This window comes from Qipengyuania marincola (genome assembly GCF_029688625.1).
Taxonomy (GTDB): Bacteria; Pseudomonadota; Alphaproteobacteria; order Sphingomonadales; family Sphingomonadaceae; genus Qipengyuania.
In genome coordinates, this window is sequence record NZ_JARULC010000002.1 from 732194 (window position 1) to 749173 (window position 16980).

Here is a 16980-nt window from a genome sequence, read left to right on the forward strand (position 1 = left end):
CCTCTGGCCACAGGCCAGCGGTGCGCGACGTCAGGTCGACCCGCCGGTTCCAGCTCCGACATATGCAGTTTTGGTGCGCGGCTCCGGCCTCGCATACCATGCAGGAAAACGGGGCACGTGCCATGCGACAGTCGCGGGCGCGCAAGGGGCATAGCGGCCATAGACGGACCGGGGGTCCGCGCCGCGCCATGAATGAGGATTACCTAACCCTTGAACAACAATCGCAATAACCGTCGCCGCGGTCGCAATAACCGGAACCAGGGCGGCGGCAATTCGGCCAACCGGATCGACAGTCGCGCGCGGGGCAACGCGCCCCAGCTGCTCGACAAGTACAAGAAGCTCGCACAGGACGCCCAGCACAATGGCGACCGCGTGCAGGCGGAGTACTATTTGCAGTTTGCCGATCATTATTTCCGCGTGATCGCCGACAACAAGGCGCGCCAGGACGAGCAGAAGGCCAAGCGCCAGGACGACCGCGATCAGAACCAGTCGGACGAAGACGACAGTGATGACAGCGACGATCGTCGCAACAATCGCCGCCAGCGCGGTCGCCGCGACGACCAGGACGATGGCGGTCGCAAGAACGACAAGGGTGACCGGGGCGCCAAGCGTTCGCGCAAGAAGAGCGACGACGACGGCGAGTTCGAGCCGGACGAGAATCCCTTCACTCGCCGCGACGAAGATGCGCCGAAGAAGCGCCGCGCTCCGCGTAAGGCGAAGGCCGGCGAAGAGGGCGACAAGGGCAGCGAAGGCGAAATCGATGCCGCAGTGCTGCCGCCCTCCATCTCGGCGAACGAGGATGATGCGGACAAGCCGGCTCCGCGCCGTCGCCGCAAGAAGGACGCCGACGAGGAAGCCAACGCCGCCTGACCCGCGTTTGTTTGCCGGAACATCTGGATAGGACGAAGCGCCGATGGACGCACTTCCCGGTTTCGTCCGCCGTCATCCCGGGGCGATGAGCTTGGCGCTTGGCGCCCTCGCGGCGCTGGGCTTCCCGCCACTCGGCCTGTGGCCGTTTTCGCTGACCGCGATGGGTGTCTTTGCGTTGCTCGTGTTCGACAGTCCGACGATCCGGGCGGCCTTCCTGCGCGGGTGGCTGTTCGGCGTCGCGCATTTCACGGTGACCAATAATTGGATCGCGACGGCCTTCACCTATCAGGCTGAAATGCCAGCGATCCTGGGCTGGGCCGCCGTTCCGCTGCTGTCCTTGTACCTCGCGGTCTACCCGGGGCTGGCCGCGGGTTTCGCCAAGGCCCTTGCGCGCGGGGGCGGTCTTGCCGTCTTCGCGCTCGCGCTGGGTGCCGGCTGGGTGCTGGGAGAATGGCTGAGGAGCTGGGTGTTCACAGGCTATGCCTGGGGTCCGTTCTCACTCTCTCTAATGGGATCGTGGGACCGGCCCGGGCTCGGCGCACTGCTTCCTTTTACGGGAACCTATGCTCTGTCGGGTCTTGCTGTAGCCGCGTCGGCCCTGCTGGCGGCTGCGGCGCTCCATCACCGGTGGCCGGTGCTCGGTATCTCGGTAGCGCTGCTCGCGGCAGGGATGCATTGGCCGGCGGGGCAGGGTCGAGAGGGCGTCCTGCCGGTCACCCTCGTGCAGCCGAACCTGCGGCAGGAAGAGATCGACGATCCTTCCAAATTCGAAAGCCAGTTCCAGACCATCGCGGCGCTTAGTGTGCCGCGCGAGCCGCAAAGCCGTCGGCTGGTCCTGTGGCCCGAAAGCGGCGTGCCCGACTATCTGCGCGATGGCTATCCCCAGCGCTACTACGACCGCATGACCGCTGCGGGCAATCCGGCGTTTGCCCGCGCCAGGATCGGCAGCGTGATCGGCGAGGGTTCGTTCCTTCTCACCGGGGCGCAGGATCTTGAGATCGGGACTGTCGACGGGCGGGAGCGCGCGACAGGTGCCTATAACGTCGTGACCGCGCTCGATGCCGAGGGTCAGATCGAAGGCAGCTACGCCAAGGCGCACCTGGTGCCCTATGGCGAGTATCTGCCGATGCGCGCGCTGCTCGAACCATTGGGGGCGTCGCGACTGGTCGCGGGAACGATCGATTTCATTCCCGGACCGGGGCCGCGCAGCCTCGACCTCGGCGACTATGGGCGAGCGGGCATACAGATCTGCTACGAGATCGTTTTTTCAGGCGAAGTCGTCGACCGGAGCGACCGACCGGAATACATCTTCAACCCGTCCAACGATGGCTGGTTCGGTGCATGGGGGCCGCCCCAGCATCTCGGCCAGGCGCGAATGCGCGCCGCGGAGGAGGGCTTGCCCGTGCTGCGCGCGACGACCACCGGGATCAGCGCAATCGTCGACGCCCGCGGTGTGGTACGCGACCATATTGGGCGCAATGTGGCGGATCGGATCGACACGCTGGTGCCGCCAGCGCACGCGCCGACCTGGTTTGCGCGTCTCGGCCACTGGTTGACACTAGGCTGGGGCCTGGTGCTCCTGGCCGCATCTCTGGTTGTCATGCAGCGCTTGCGCCGCTACTCCGGCGGCAACACATAAAGACATCTTAATATCAGGATACCCCGCTACATGCGTACCGACTATCTGTTCACGTCCGAGAGCGTCTCCGAAGGCCATCCCGATAAGGTTTCCGACCAGATTTCCGATTCCATCGTCGATCTGATGCTTGCCAAGGACCCCGAATCGCGCGTCGCTTGCGAAACCATGACGACGACCCAGCGTGTGATTCTGTCCGGCGAAATCCGCTGCGCGCCCATGTATGACAAGAACAATCCCGACTGGGCCGACAATGGCGGCTGGGCTCCCGGCGCGAAGGACGAGATCGAGCAGGCGGTTCGCCGCACGGTGCGCGAGATCGGCTATGAGCAGGACGGGTTTCACTGGAATACGTTGACGTTCGAAAACCATCTGCATGGACAGTCCGCGGAAATCGCGCAGGGCGTTGACGCCAGCGGCAACAAGGACGAGGGCGCAGGCGACCAAGGCATCATGTTCGGCTTCGCCTGCGACGAGACGCCCGACCTCATGCCGGCCACGCTGGATTACAGCCACAAGATCCTCGAACGCCTCGCTGCCGACCGCAAGAGCGGCGCGGCCCCCTTCCTCGAGCCCGACGCCAAAAGCCAGCTTTCGCTGCGCTACGAGAATGGCAAGCCTGTCGCTTGCACCGCGATCGTCGTTTCGACCCAGCACGGCAAAGGCTATCACGAGGGCGACAAGGAAGCCGAGCTCAAGGCCTATGTGAAGAAGGTCGTCACCGAAATCCTGCCCGATGGCTGGGTGTCGGACGAGACCGAATGGCACATCAACCCCACCGGCGCCTTCGAGATCGGCGGCCCTGACGGCGATGCCGGCCTGACCGGTCGCAAGATCATCGTCGATACCTATGGCGGAGCGGCCCCGCATGGCGGCGGCGCGTTCAGTGGAAAGGATCCGACCAAGGTCGATCGCTCGGCCGCCTATATCACGCGCTACCTTGCGAAGAATATCGTCGCCGCAGGTTTGGCGAAGCGTTGCACGATCCAGCTGAGCTACGCGATCGGCGTGTCCAAGCCGCTGTCGCTCTATGTCGATACGCATGGCACGGCGGCCGACGGCGTGACCGACGAAGCGCTCGAAAACGCGATCCGCGGCATCGAGAAGCTGGGCGGACTGACCCCGCGCGGCATCCGCACGCATCTCGGCCTCAACAAGCCGATCTATCGTGCCACTGCGGCCTATGGCCACTTCGGCCGCCAGGCCGACGGCGAGAGCTTCCCGTGGGAGCGCACGGACCTGGTAGACGATCTGAAGGCAGCCGTGGGCTGACGCGAAAAGGGCGGCTCGAAAGAGCCGCCCTTTTCGTTTGCAGTGCTTGCGAACTAGACGCCAGCCGGTGCGTCAGCCGCCGTGTTCCCCCTTGCGTGGGCTCGGTGTGTCGAGGGCGAGTTCGGCTTCCGAGAAAGCAAAGGGGCTGCGCACGCCCGGAATCCCGTCGAGCTCGACCTGCATCTGCCGCGCCCGCACCTGCGGATCGGCGAAGACCGTATCGATTGCGTTGATTGGCCCGGCGGGAATGCCGTCCTCGGCGCAATCGGCGAGCAGTTCGTCCTGTTGCCATTTGGCAGTCTCAGCAGCGATTATCGCATCGAGCTCGGCGCGATTGGCGAGCCGCGCCTCATTTGTGGCGAACCGTTCGTCGGCCAGCAGATCGTCGCGGCCGAGCAGCATCAGCAGCTTCCGGAACAGCCCGTCATTGGCCGGGGCCAGCACCACCTCGCCATCGGCCACCGGGAAGACACCATAGGCGCTGACCTGGGCATGCTCATTGCCCATGCGCGGCGGATTGGTGCCGGTGGTCAGGTAGTGCAGCGCCTGGCTGGCCAGCAGGCCGACCGAACAATCGAGCAGCGCCATGTCGACATGTTGCCCGCGCCCGGTACGCTCGCGCATCGCCAGCGCGGCCTGAATGCCGATGACGGCATAAAGACCGCAAGTGAGATCGGAAATCGAAACGCCCATCTTCATCGGCTGGCCATCCGGCTCACCAGTCAGCGCCATGAACCCGCTCATTCCCTGAATGACGAAATCATAGCCAGCCTCATGCGCGCGCGGGCCTGTCTGGCCGAAGCCGGTGATCGAGCAATAGACGAGGCCGGGATTGCCCTGTGCGAGCGCATCGTAGTCGAGGCCGAACTTGGCCAGCGCCCCGGTCTTGAAATTCTCGAGCACCACATCGGCGCCGGTTGCCAGATCCCGCACACGAGCGAGGTCACGCTCGTTCCGGAAATCGGCCACGATGCTGCGCTTTCCGCGGTTCGTCGCATGGTAGTAGGCCGCCTCTCGCTCGCCGTTCTCGCGTTCGATCCATGGCGGTCCCCATTTGCGCGTGCCATCGCCATCCGGGCTTTCCACCTTGATCACGTCCGCCCCGAGGTCCGCCAGTATCTGTCCGGCCCAGGGACCTGCCAGTACGCGAGCGAGTTCGAGGACCTTGAGACCCGCGAGAGGAGCATTCGGATTGCGCGGTTGATCGAGCCACATAAACGCCGCCGTGCGTGGCCGCGCGCGTCCGGTCAAGTCACTCGATGCCTGCGCTGGCGGCAAGGCTGCCTACGGCTTCTAGGAATTCCTCGCGGAAATCCTGCACCACCTGCCGGCTTGAGCGTACCTGTTCGACCAGCCCGACGCCCTGGCCGACAAAGTAGCTGACCAGTTCGCGCGCCCCCGTATTGCCGGAAGCCGCCTCGCGCTCGATGCGCGCAAAGGCGGGTTCGGAAACCATCCCCATCAGCGGCATCGGCAGCGTGCCGGGTCCCTCGGCTGCGTCCCAGGCATCGTGCCACGCAGTCTTCAGCTGACGCGCGGGCTTGCCGGTGCGGCTGCGCGAGCGGACCGTGTCGCGGCTGCACGCGGCGACCATCTTGTCGCGGAAGGCCTCGCTGGTTTCGGCTTCCGGCGTCGCCAGCCAGACCGAGCCGGTCCACGCGCCCTGCGCGCCCGCCGCCATCATGCCGGCCATTTGGCCCCCGGTCATGATGCCACCAGCTGCCAGCACCGGGATGTCATGGCCTGTCCGCGAAAGCGCGCGGACCACTTCGGGAATCAGCACCAACGTCGAGACTTCGCCGCAATGCCCCCCGGCCTCACCGCCTTGGGCGACGATGATATCGACGCCGGCCTCGGCCTGCCGGATCGCGTGTTCTTTCGCACCCACCAGCGCCGCGACGGGCACGCTGCGCGCCTTGCCTTCCTCGATCATCGCGGGCGGGGCGATGCCGAGAGCATTGGCGATCAGCTTGATCGGGTGGCGGAAAGCGACTTCCATCAGCGCCAGGCCGTTCTCGGGCGTAATGCCCATCCGCTCTTTCAGGATCGGCATTTCCTGCTCGGGCGCGATCCCATACTGGCCGAGCATCTCGTTGACGAAGCCCTGGTAGGAAGGATCGATGGCCGCGGCCCGACTTCTGTTGTCGACCAGCTCGCGCACGCTCGGATCGACGACTTCCGGGACCAGCACATCCACCCCATAGGGCGCGCCATCGACATGGGCGTCGATCCAGGCAAGCTCCTCCTCGAGCTGTTCGGGGCTGAAGCGGGTCGCCCCGAACACCCCGAAGCCGCCGGCCTTGCTCACCGCCGCCACCACGTCGCGGCAGTGGCTGAACGCGAACAGCGGGAAATCCGCCCCGGTCATTTCGCACACGCGATTCATCGGCATCCTGCTCTCCCGTCCTCAGAGACGGAGAGTGCTGAAAGCAACGACGGCTGGCAAGGCTTCTCCTGTCAGGAGAGGTAGTGTGCCGTCGTTTTCTCGGCGACCTCTTCGGCCGTCACGCCAGGCGCGAGCTCGATCAGGCGAAAGGCGCTGTCATGGTCGGGTCGGTGGAACACAGCGAGGTTGGTGATGATCATGTCGACCACGTTCTGGCCGGTCAGTGGCAGAGTGCATTCGGGGATGAACTTCGGGCTGCCGTCCTTGGCAGTGTGGTCCATCACCACGATGATCTTCTTTACCCCGGCGACGAGGTCCATCGCGCCGCCCATACCCTTGATCATCTTGCCCGGGATCATCCAGTTGGCGATGTCGCCGTTCTGGGCCACTTCCATCGCGCCGAGCACAGTGAGGTCGATGTGGCCGCCGCGGATCATGGCGAAGCTCGCCGCGCTGTCGAAATAGGCGCTGTGGTCGAGTTCGCTGATGGTCTGCTTGCCGGCATTGATCAGGTCGGCGTCCTCCTCGCCTTCGTAGGGGAAGGGGCCGATGCCGAGCATGCCGTTCTCGCTCTGCAGCGTGACGTGCATGCCGTCGGGAATGTGATTGGCGACAAGTGTAGGAATGCCGATGCCGAGATTGACGTAATAGCCGTCTTCAAGCTCCTGCGCGGCGCGGGCGGCCATCTGGTTGCGGTCCCAGCCGATCTTTTCTGCGGTCTCGCTCATGCTTATTCGCTTTCGTTCATGATATTCGGTGCGCTGGACGCGTCGGACGGCATCCAGCGGGTTTCCGGCGGGAAGACTTCGTCGATCGAGCCCTTTTGCCATGCGCCGTAGACCGGGTTCGGCATCAGGAACCAGCCATTGCCCCACAGCTGCGCATATTCCCCGCGCGCGACCATGGCGCGGCGGGCCTGGATCGCATCCTCGTCGGCATTGAAGACGTCGGCGAAGTCGCCGAGATTGTCTCCGGCGAGCGCAATAACGCAGAACCGCTCGGCGATGGTTGCGCGGCGCCCGTCCTTGCGCCCGCCCATGGCGTCGTCGCCGCGCAGGAAGAGATTGTTGAGATGCACGGCAGGTCCGGCGCCGACGGCCTCGATCGCGGCGGCGGTCCCGGCAGCGTTCTCGCTATTGCGGTTGGTATTGAAGATCACCGTGATCCCGGCTTCGCGCAGGCGGCGCAGACCGGTGACGGCACCCGGAACAGGCGCGGCAATCCCGGCGCCGCCATCGGCCCATTGCGACCATTCCTCGGGCACGAAAGGCTTGCCCGAATAGGCCGCCCAGTACTCGTAGCCATTGTTGAGCAGCACCGTCTCGTCGACATCGAAGACGGCGGCGAAGGGCTTCATCGTCCCGTCGGCTGCGACGCAGGACGGGGTGCCGATGCCGCCTTGTGCGTCGGGCAAACCCATCGGAACCGATTGCGGGACCTTGCGCTGGCGGCTGACGGCGATCGCATAGTCGGCCAGCTGGCGCCACGTCTGGATCGACGCACCGGCCGCTTCGCCCGAGGCATAGAGCCAGCGCATGCCGTCCGGCGCGGCGCTCTCGCCAGGTGAAATGCTCGTAATCGGCGGAACCGACGGTGTATCCGCTGGTGCGACTGGCACGGTCGTGGCGCAGGCGGACAGCGCCAGTGCTGCCGCCGTGACGAACAGGTTCCGCATCATGCCGTCTCTCGCTGGCGCGTCGTCACGAATTCGATCTTCTTGTCGTAGGGCGCGCCCACGATCATGCGCTGGACATAGACGCCGGGCAAGTGGATGCAGTCCGGGTCGAGGCTGCCAGTCGGCACGATTTCTTCGACTTCGACGACGCAGGCCTTGCCGCAGGTAGCGGCGGGCAGGTTGAAGTTGCGCGCGGTCTTGCGAAACACGAGGTTGCCGGTTTCGTCCGCCTTCCAGGCCTTGACGATGGCGAGGTCGGCGAAGATGCCGCGTTCAAGGATGTATTCCTCCATCTGTCCGTCCCGGTTGGCGAATTTCTTCACCTCTTTGCCCTCGGCCACCTGCGTGCCAACGCCGGTCTTGGTGTAGAAACCGGGGATGCCCGCGCCGCCGGCGCGCATGCGTTCGGCCAGCGTGCCTTGAGGGCAGAATTCGACCTCCAGCTCGCCGGAAAGGAATTGCCGCTCGAACTCCTTGTTCTCGCCGACATAGCTGGAGATCATCTTCTTCACCTGCTTCGTGCGCAGGAGCATGCCGATGCCTTCATTGTCGATCCCGGCGTTGTTGCTGGCGAAGGTGAGACCCTTCACGCCCGAATCGCGGATCGCTTCAAGCAGTCGCTCGGGAATGCCACAGAGGCCGAAGCCCCCGCTAGCGATCAGCATATCGTCCTTGAGAAGCCCGTCGAGGGCGGCGGCGGCATCGGGATAGAGCTTGTTCATGCGCGCAGCGCTTAACCCCTTCGCGCGAAGCTGTCACCTCCATGCCGTAAGGGCGGCAATCGTTTGGCGAGACAGAGTGTACGGGTTGGGGCGAGGCTGTTGCGCCTGATGCAATCAAGATTGTTCTTTTCGCATTTGCACAATTCGATGGTGCAGTGCACATAGAGCCTGCCTTTTAGGCATCCTCTCCCAAGACTTTCCAAGCCCGGCTGGTTTTCCAGCCGGGCTTTTTTCTTGGGCCCGGCGGACCTCTTGCCCGCCCTCGTTCATTGCATCCCCAAGCCCCAGTTCCCAGCTAGGGCGGGATAGGACTACGGACGAAGGGAGCGAGCCTGTATGGCAAATGCGGATGCGGACGCGGCGATTGCGGACAAGACGGTCAGGTTGCAGGTAGCAGCCGCGCGGCAGGAGGAAAGCGGGCAGGGCATTGCCCGCATGCCGCGCTCGGCCTTCCAGGCGCTCGGCGTGACCGAAGGCGATGTGGTCGAGATCACCGGCAAGCGTTCGACCGCCGCAATTGCCATGCCGGCCTACGACGAGGACCAGAGCCTCGACGTGATCCGCCTCGATGGTTTGCAGCGCGGCAATGCCGAAGTCGGCTCGGGCGAGCATGTGAAGGTGGCGGTTGCCGAATCGCGTCCTGCAACCCGCGTCGTTTTTGCGCCCGCCCAGCGCGAAATGCGCCTGCAGGGGCCTGCGCAAGCGCTGAAGCGCAACTTCTTCAGGAAACCGCTGGTCGCGGGCGACCTCGTCGCCACGACGGGCCAGCAGCCGGTGCAGAACATGCCGCCCGAAGTGCGCCGCATGTTCAATGCCCCGGCCTATGCGCTCACGCAAATCCGCCTGAGCGTCGTCTCGACCACCCCCAAGGGTATCGTCCACATCGACGAGAATACCGAGGTCGAGCTGCGCGCGGAATTCGAACAGCCCCGCGATGCGCGCGCCGTGGTAAACTACGACGATGTCGGCGGCATGGGCGAGACCATCCAGCAATTGCGCGAGATGGTCGAACTGCCGCTGCGCTATCCCGAACTGTTCACTCGCCTCGGTGTCGATCCGCCCAAGGGCGTACTGCTGCATGGCCCGCCGGGAACCGGCAAGACGCGCCTCGCGCAGGCGGTCGCCAATGAGAGCGACGCGAACTTCTTCACCATCAACGGCCCGGAAATCATGGGCTCCGGTTATGGCGAGAGCGAGAAGGCCTTGCGCGAAGTGTTCGAACAGGCCGGCAAGTCCGCCCCCGCCATCGTGTTCATCGACGAGATCGATTCCATCGCGCCCAAGCGAGACCGGGTGCCGGGCGAGGCGGAAAAGCGCCTTGTCGCGCAGTTGCTCACCCTGATGGACGGGCTGGAGGCGCGCTCCAACCTCGTGGTCATCGCCGCAACCAATCGGCCAGATGCGATCGACGAGGCGCTGCGCCGGCCGGGCCGGTTCGACCGCGAGATCATCATCGGCGTGCCCGACGAGAAAGGCCGCCGCGAAATCCTCGGCATTCACACCCGCGGCATGCCGCTCGGCGACAAGGTCGACCTGGGCGAACTTGCCAAGGGAACCTATGGTTTCGTCGGCGCCGACATAGCGGCGCTCGCGCGCGAGGCGGCGATCGATGCGGTGCGCCGGATCATGCCGAAAATCGACCTCGACGAGCGGACCATTCCGCCTGAAGTGCTCGACGAGTTGTACGTCGGCCGCGAGGATTTCCTCTCCGCTCTCAAGCGTATCCAGCCCTCGGCGATGCGCGAGGTCATGGTGCAGGTGCCGAATGTCGGCTGGTCCGACATCGGCGGCGTCGGCGATGCGATCGAGAAGCTGAAGGAAGGCATCGAACTGCCGATGAAGAACCCGGACGCCTTCCACCGTCTGGGGATCCGCCCGGCCAAGGGTTTTCTCCTCTACGGACCGCCGGGCACCGGCAAGACCCTCCTCGCCAAGGCCGTGGCAAAGGAGGCGGAGGCGAATTTCATCTCGATGAAAAGTTCCGACCTCCTCAGCAAATGGTATGGCGAGAGCGAACAGCAGATCGCCCGCATGTTCAAGCGCGCCCGCTCGGTCGCGCCCTGCGTGGTGTTTATCGACGAGATCGACAGCCTCGTCCCGGCCCGCGGCAGTGGCCAGGGCGAGCCGCAGGTGACGGGTCGCGTCGTCAACACGATCCTGGCTGAAATGGACGGGCTGGAGGAATTGCAATCGGTCGTCGTCATCGGGGCGACGAACCGCCCGACGCTGGTCGATCCGGCGCTGCTACGTCCCGGCCGCTTCGACGAGCTTGTCTATGTCGGCACGCCCGACAAGGCAGGGCGCGAGCAGATTCTCGGCATCCATACGGCCAACATGCCGCTGGCAGACGACGTCAGCCTGGGCGACGTTGCGGGCAAGACTGCTCGCTTCACCGGCGCCGACCTTGAAGATGTCGTCCGTCGCGCCGGGCTCAACGCGCTCCAGCGCGCTGGTGGCGATGTGAGGGAAGTGACTGCTGCGGATTTCGCGGAGGCGCTGGAAGACAGCCGCGCGACCGTGACCAAGAAGATGGAAGAAGAATACAAGAAGATGCGCGGCGAGCTGAAGAAGCGTGCTGCCGAAGTGCAGCCGATCGGCTTCATTCACGAAGGCATGGTCGAGCCGACGCGCGACCAGAAACACGGCGATCCCGAAATCAGCTGATCGCTAGGCACCCGTCACGCGCTGGTTCGCCGCCTCGACTTCGAGACGGTGGCGGATCAGCGCTTCGGGCTGATGCTCGCGCAGCCATGCCACCATGTGCTCGCGCACCTCGCAGCGCAGGGTGAACAGATCGCCGATCGTCGCCGAGCTCATCGACAGGCGTAGCTCGATGCTTTCGGGATAGGCTTCCGTCATGAGCAGCGCGAGATTGCGCCCGTCCCACAAGGCATGCTCCTTGACGAACCGCTCGAATTCCTCGCGGATGGGGTCGACTTCGGTATTCGGATCGAGATGGAGCATGACCGGACCCGTCAGCTTTTCGCTCACGCGTGACCAGTTCTCGAAGCTCTGGTCGAGAAAGCGACTGGTGGGGACGACCAGGACCCGTTCGTCCCATGTGCGCACGGTAACGAAGCTCATGCGGATCTCCTCCACCCGGCCCGCCTGTCCGTCCACCTTCACCAGATCGCCGATCCGCAGCGGCTGGGTCAGTGCCATCTGCAGGCCTGCAATCAGCGATTTCAGTGCCGGTTGTGCCGCCGCGCCCACCGCCAGCGCGGCGAGGCCGGCCGAGGCGAGCATCGTCGTGCCCACGTCGCGCACCCCGGGGATATTCAGCATAATCAGCGAGAGCGTGATGATGATAATCGCGACGCGCACGGTCCGCGACAGGATGGCGATGCGCGTCATCCGCCCGCGCTGGGCGACCGGGTCCTCGCTTTCGGTAGCCTGCTTCTCGTAGCCTAGCGCCGCGCCCTTGACTGCGGCAAAGGCCAGCCAGCCGACCAGCGCTGGCACGATGAAGGAGGCGAAGACGTCCCAGCCACGGCCGACCAGCGCGTCGTTTTCCGCGGCCACCGAGATCGCAAATCCCACCATCGCCCAGCGCAGCGGCCGCTTGATCGTATCGAACACGATGTCGTCGATCTGGCTGTCCGATTTCTGGACGATCCGCTTGAGGAGTGCGAACAATACCCAGTGAATCGCCAATGCCGCGACGATCGCCCCGCCGAGCACGACGAGATGCTCCAGGATCGTCTCGTAGGCCAGCGTCCAGTTGCGGGGGTCGAAGCGTTCGAACATTGCGCGTGCGCTTATTGCGCGCACGGCGCGGTTTCAACCTTGGTCTTCAGCTTTCGAGCGGCAGATCGATCTCGACCACGATCCCCTGCGGCGTGAATTTGCGCTCGATCGAGCCGCCAAACTGGCGCGCCGCGCTGTGCATCAGCATGCTGCCGAAGCCCTTGCGGTCTGGTTCGCCGTCGACCGGCTTGCCCAGCTCGCGCCAGGTGATGAAGACGCGGCCATCCTTTTCCTGCCAGCGCACGTCGACGGTCCCTTGCCCGCTCCAGGCGCCGTATTTTACGGCATTGGTAGTGAGCTCGTGCAACACAAGGCCCAGCGGGGTGACGTGCTTTGCCGGAAGCAGTACCTCGGGTCCCTCGACCGCGGCCGTCTGGGTGGAGGAGCGATAGGGGGCGAGCGACGTCTCGATCAGCTGATGGAGCGAGGCGACCGGCCGTTCGAGCTCGCCCTGGCTCACCTCGTGCGCTGTCAGGAGCGCGCGGATGCGCTGGGCGATGCTGTCGGTTACGTCTTTTGCCTCGGGCTTGTCGCGTGCGCTCATCTGCACGATGGCCAGGACGACGGCGAACAGGTTCTTGACCCGGTGGTTGAGCTCGCGTGCCAGCAGGTCGGCCCGGTCGCGCGCTTCGCCGATCGCGCTCGCCTGCGCGGCCTGCGCCTCGGCATGCGCGGCGCGCGACACCAGGCGCGACCCGAAAAAGATCGCTGCCAGCAGCAGGGCTATGAGGCCTCCCAGCAACGGGAGCACGCGCCCTTCGAGACGCGCCGTGTCCTGGCCCTGCGTTGCCAGGATTTCGTTTTCAATGGAGCGCATCTCTTCCACAGCGCGATTGAGGCGTTCCATGGCCTCCTGTCCCTCGTCGGAAAGAACCGCGCGCCGCGCATCGAGCAGGCGGCCCTCGCGGACCAGCGCGACCGAGCTTTCCATTTCGCTGAATTTCAGCCGCGCCAGCGCTTCAATCTGATCGACCAGTTCTTCCTGCCGGCCGGTCATTTCGCCATCCAGCAGACGGCGCAGGGCGTCGAGCGCGGGGTCGATCTGCTCGGCGCCTTCCTCGTAGGGAGTAAGGTACCTGCGATCGAGCGTGATGAGATAACCGCGCTGCCCGGTCTCCGCTTTCAGCGTGGCGCGCTCGATATGATTCAATTCCTGCAGCACCTCGGCCGTTAGCGCGGCCTGTTCGCGCTGGCTGCGCTCTGCTTCCAGCGTCTGGTAGACGAGGAAGATAAGGCCCAGCATCGCGCCGAAGATCACGAGCGAGATGATCGCGTTCGGCCAACGGCGCGAGCGCTTGAGGATTTGCGTGATTTCGCTCAATGCGCGGCTCCCCAGCTCTTGCCGGTGCCTATCTCCACGCCCAGCGGAACGCTAAGTTCGACCGCCGGACGGGCTGCCTCGGCCATGACGCGCTCGATGATCGGCGAGGCAGCTTCCACATCGCTTTCGGGCAGTTCGAAGACCAGTTCGTCATGCACCTGCAGAAGCATGCGGACATGGCCGAGGCCCGCCTCTTCCAGCGCGGGCATCATGCGGGCCATCGCGCGCTTGATGATATCGGCGCTGGTCCCCTGGATGGGCGCGTTGATCGCCGCGCGTTCGCTGCCTTGCCGCTCATTCGGGTTCTTGGAGTTGATCCGCGGGAACCACGTCTTGCGACCGAACAGCGTCTCCGAATAGCCCCGCTCGCGGACACGCTCCGTGGTTTCGAGGATATAGCGCTGGATACCGGGAAAGCGCTGGAAATAGGTGTCGATCATGTCCTGCGCTTCATCGGCTTCCACGCCCAGGCGCCCGGCAAGCCCCCAGCGCGAAATGCCGTAGAGGATCGCGAAGTTGATCGTCTTGGCGCGCCCGCGCGTGTCGCGATTGACCTCGCCGAACATCTCCTTCGCCGTGCGTGAGTGGATGTCCTCGCCCTGTTCGAAGGCTTCCTTCAGGCTTGGCACATCGGCCATGTGGGCAGCGAGGCGCAGCTCGATCTGCGAATAGTCGGCGGCAAGCAGGACATTGCCGTCTTCGGCCACGAAAGCCTCGCGGATCTGGCGGCCGATCTCGGTCCGGATCGGGATGTTCTGGAGGTTCGGATCGGTCGAGGAAAGCCGCCCGGTCTGCGCGCCGACGAGGCTGTAGCTGGTGTGCACTCGCCCGGTCTCCGGGTTGATCGCTTCCTGCAGTGCGTCGGTATAGGTCGACTTGAGCTTGGCCAGCTGGCGCCATTCGAGCACCTTGTCGGCGATCTCCGCCCCTTCGCCGGACAGCCGCTCCAGCACGCTCTGGTCGGTCGAATACTGCCCGCTCTTGCCCTTCTTCCCACCCTTGTAGCCGAGCGTGTCGAACAGCACTTCGCCCAGCTGCTTCGGGCTGCCGACAGTAAACTCCGTCCCGGCGATCTCGTGAATTTCGCCTTCGAGCCGGCCGATCTCCTTGGCGAAATCCTCCGACAGCTTGGCCAGCCGCGCGCGGTCGACCTTGATGCCGTGGCGCTCCATGCGGGCGACGACCGGGACCAGCGGCCGATCGACCCGCTCGTAAACCCGCGTGCCGCCTTCGGTTGCAAGGCGGGGCTTGAGCATGGTGCGAAGGCGCCAGGTCACGTCGGCGTCCTCGGCTGCATATTCGGTCGCCTTGTCGAGCGGGACTTCGCCGAAGGGGATCGCCTTCTTGCCCGTTCCGCACAGCTCCTTGAAGGTGAGGCAGGTATGACCAAGGTGCCGTTCGGCAAGTTCGTCCATGCCGTGCCCGCCGCCGATCCCGTCCAGCGCGCGGCCGGCATCGAGATCGAAGCTGATGATCATGGTGTCATCGATCGGCGCGACTGTGATACCGCAGCGAGCCAGCACGTTCAGGTCGTATTTCCCATTATGGAAGACCTTGAGCAGGGCATCGCTTTCCAGCAGCGGCTTCAGCGCTGCGAGCGCCGTATCGCGATCGATCTGGTCCGGTTTCTCCGCGAACATGTCGCTGCCGCCATGGCCCAGCGGGATGTAGCACGCATCGTTCGGCCCAAGCGCCAGGCTCACGCCCACCAGCCCGGCGCGGATGGCATCAAGGCTGTCGGTTTCGGTATCGACCGCCACCAGCCGCGCCCCTCGGGCGCGTTCTATCCAGTGCTCCAGCCGTTCCATCGTTTGCACGCATTCATAAGCGGACCGGTCTACGTCCGGCATGTCCGGGAGGGGCTGACGATTGCCGTCGCTGGTCGCCTCCGCGGCCTTCGTGTCCTGCTTCGCCGGGTTCAGATTGTTGGCGCGCGTCGGACTGCCAGTGCCCGCTTCGAGACGCTTCAGGAGGCTGGTAAAGCCGTGCTTTTCGAGGAAAGCGGCGAGCGGCTCGGATGGAACGCCGTCGAGCTTCATGTCGTCGAGCGCGACCGGCAGTTCGCAATCTTCCTTCAGCGTCACGAGCACCCTGCTGAGTTCGGCATCCTTGCGATGCTCGATCAGGCGCTCTTTCAGCTTGGACTTTTTCATATCTTCAGCGGAATCGAGGGCGGCGGTCAGGCCGCCGTGTTCTGCAATCAGCTTGCTCGCGGTCTTGGGGCCGACGCCGAAGATGCCCGGGATATTGTCGACCGAATCGCCCATCAGTGCGAGGACATCGCCGACCTGTTCGGGCGGGACGCCGAATTTCTCCTCGACCTCCTCGATATAGATCCGCGCGCTCTTCATTGTATCGAGCATGTCGATTTTCGCGCCGTCTTTCTCGCCGACGAGCTGCATCAAATCCTTGTCGGAGCTGACGATGGTGACGTTCCAGCCCTGCTCCTGCGCGGCGCGGGCATAAGAGGCGATCATGTCGTCCGCCTCCACATCGGGCTCCTCGATGCAGGGCAGGGAGAAAGCGCGCGTGGCATCGCGGATGAGCGGAAATTGCGGCACGAGGTCTTCCGGCGGGTCGGGGCGGTTCGCCTTGTACTGGTCGTAAATCTCGTTGCGAAAGGAATGGCTCGATTTGTCGAGCACGACTGCGAGATGCGTCGGGCCATCGGCCTTGTCGAGATCGTCGGCCAGCTTCCACAGCATGGTCGTATACCCGTAAACCGCACCCACCGGGGTGCCTTCGGGATCGGTCAGCGGCGGAAGCCGGTGATAGGCGCGGAAGATATAGGCAGAGCCATCGACGAGGTAGAGATGCGGTTGTGCAGCCATGCCGGGGTGCTTAGCAGCGCCCTCTGGGCAATGGGAGCGAATTTGGTCGCCACGCAAATAGAGCAGAAAACGGCCATTTTGAGGCAATTATGGCAAAAGTTTGTCTTAATTTTGCCGAAATTGCTTGCGGCGCCACATTCCTGCCCTTATTTAGCCATGGTGAGGCTCGGTATCGGGGCTCGCGCAGGGGTCGGATCGAAAAACCGCTCCTCGCTAACCACTCGCTGTTTGAGGAATTTTATCTATGCGTAAGATCGCTCTTGTCGCCGCCGCTTCGGCCGCTGCTCTCTCGCTCGCCGCTTGCTCGGAAGCTACCGAAGATTCGGCTGAAGCCACCATGGATTCGGCTGCTGCCGACACCGAAGCCAACATGGAAGCCGCTGGCGACTCCATGGAAGCTGCTGGTGCCGAAATGGAAGCCGGTGCTGAAGAAATGGCTGCCGACGCCGACGCAGCTGCTGCTGAAGTCGAAGCTGAAGTCGAAGGCGAAACCGAAGCTGAAGCTGCTGCCGACTAATCG

General features: G+C 64.5%; 13 protein-coding genes. 5 read left to right on the forward strand and 8 right to left on the reverse strand.

The annotated features are described in order from the left end of the window. The first annotated feature begins 210 nt into the window (after nucleotides 1–210). The 3 genes from P8Q88_RS08925 to metK are packed head-to-tail and all read left to right on the forward strand — an operon-like array spanning nucleotide 211 to nucleotide 3778. The gene (locus tag P8Q88_RS08925) at nucleotides 211–870 is read left to right on the forward strand and encodes a DUF4167 domain-containing protein (RefSeq protein ID WP_278323501.1); all 660 of its coding nucleotides are present in this window, start codon (nucleotides 211–213) and stop codon (nucleotides 868–870) included. A 43-nt stretch (nucleotides 871–913) separates the two neighbouring features. Next, nucleotides 914–2509, forward strand: coding sequence for an apolipoprotein N-acyltransferase (lnt, locus tag P8Q88_RS08930; protein WP_278323502.1), 1596 nt, complete (start codon nucleotides 914–916; stop codon nucleotides 2507–2509). Nucleotides 2510–2539: 30 nt separating this feature from the next. Then, nucleotides 2540–3778 (forward strand): methionine adenosyltransferase, encoded by a 1239-nt coding sequence (metK, locus tag P8Q88_RS08935; RefSeq protein ID WP_278323503.1) that lies wholly within the window; start codon nucleotides 2540–2542, stop codon nucleotides 3776–3778. 72 nt (nucleotides 3779–3850) lie between these two features. On the opposite strand, the gene P8Q88_RS08940 is transcribed toward metK, so the two are convergent. The 5 genes from P8Q88_RS08940 to P8Q88_RS08960 form a co-directional block, all read right to left on the reverse strand. Beyond that, entirely contained in the window at nucleotides 3851–4993 is a 1143-nt protein-coding gene (locus P8Q88_RS08940) for a CaiB/BaiF CoA transferase family protein (RefSeq protein WP_278323504.1), read from the reverse strand. A 37-nt stretch (nucleotides 4994–5030) separates the two neighbouring features. Next, nucleotides 5031–6170: a nitronate monooxygenase gene (locus P8Q88_RS08945; RefSeq protein WP_278323505.1), complete on the reverse strand. Its 1140-nt coding sequence runs from the start codon at nucleotides 6168–6170 to the stop codon at nucleotides 5031–5033. Nucleotides 6171–6235: 65 nt separating this feature from the next. Further along, complete coding sequence (locus tag P8Q88_RS08950) at nucleotides 6236–6892, reverse strand: CoA transferase subunit B (RefSeq protein ID WP_446532544.1); 657 nt, start codon at nucleotides 6890–6892, stop codon at nucleotides 6236–6238. Nucleotides 6893–6894: 2 nt separating this feature from the next. Beyond that, nucleotides 6895–7842 carry an HAD family acid phosphatase gene (locus tag P8Q88_RS08955; protein ID WP_278323506.1) on the reverse strand — a complete coding sequence of 316 codons (948 nt, stop codon included), beginning with the start codon at nucleotides 7840–7842 and terminating at the stop codon, nucleotides 6895–6897. After that, nucleotides 7839–8561 carry a CoA transferase subunit A gene (locus P8Q88_RS08960; RefSeq protein ID WP_278323507.1) on the reverse strand — a complete coding sequence of 241 codons (723 nt, stop codon included), beginning with the start codon at nucleotides 8559–8561 and terminating at the stop codon, nucleotides 7839–7841. The genes P8Q88_RS08955 and P8Q88_RS08960 overlap by 4 nt, the downstream gene beginning before the upstream one ends. A gap of 336 nt (nucleotides 8562–8897) precedes the next feature. On the opposite strand from P8Q88_RS08960, the gene P8Q88_RS08965 reads away from it, so the two are divergent. Beyond that, entirely contained in the window at nucleotides 8898–11225 is a 2328-nt protein-coding gene (locus tag P8Q88_RS08965; RefSeq protein ID WP_278323508.1) for a CDC48 family AAA ATPase, read from the forward strand. A 3-nt stretch (nucleotides 11226–11228) separates the two neighbouring features. On the opposite strand, the gene P8Q88_RS08970 is transcribed toward P8Q88_RS08965, so the two are convergent. Genes P8Q88_RS08970 through polA form a run of 3 tightly spaced genes read right to left on the reverse strand, consistent with a single transcriptional unit; the run spans nucleotide 11229 to nucleotide 16460 of the window. Then, complete coding sequence (locus P8Q88_RS08970) at nucleotides 11229–12308, reverse strand: mechanosensitive ion channel family protein (RefSeq protein WP_278323509.1); 1080 nt, start codon at nucleotides 12306–12308, stop codon at nucleotides 11229–11231. 46 nt (nucleotides 12309–12354) lie between these two features. Further along, nucleotides 12355–13629, reverse strand: a complete 1275-nt coding sequence (locus P8Q88_RS08975; RefSeq protein ID WP_278323511.1) for a sensor histidine kinase — start codon at nucleotides 13627–13629, stop codon at nucleotides 12355–12357. After that, complete coding sequence (gene polA / locus P8Q88_RS08980; protein ID WP_278323512.1) at nucleotides 13626–16460, reverse strand: DNA polymerase I; 2835 nt, start codon at nucleotides 16458–16460, stop codon at nucleotides 13626–13628. Before polA ends, P8Q88_RS08975 begins: the two co-directional genes overlap by 4 nt. 244 nt (nucleotides 16461–16704) lie before the next feature. Here polA and P8Q88_RS08985 point away from each other — a divergent pair, with 244 nt between their 5' ends. Next, nucleotides 16705–16977: a hypothetical protein gene (locus tag P8Q88_RS08985; RefSeq protein WP_278323513.1), complete on the forward strand. Its 273-nt coding sequence runs from the start codon at nucleotides 16705–16707 to the stop codon at nucleotides 16975–16977. Nucleotides 16978–16980: the final 3 nt, after the last annotated feature.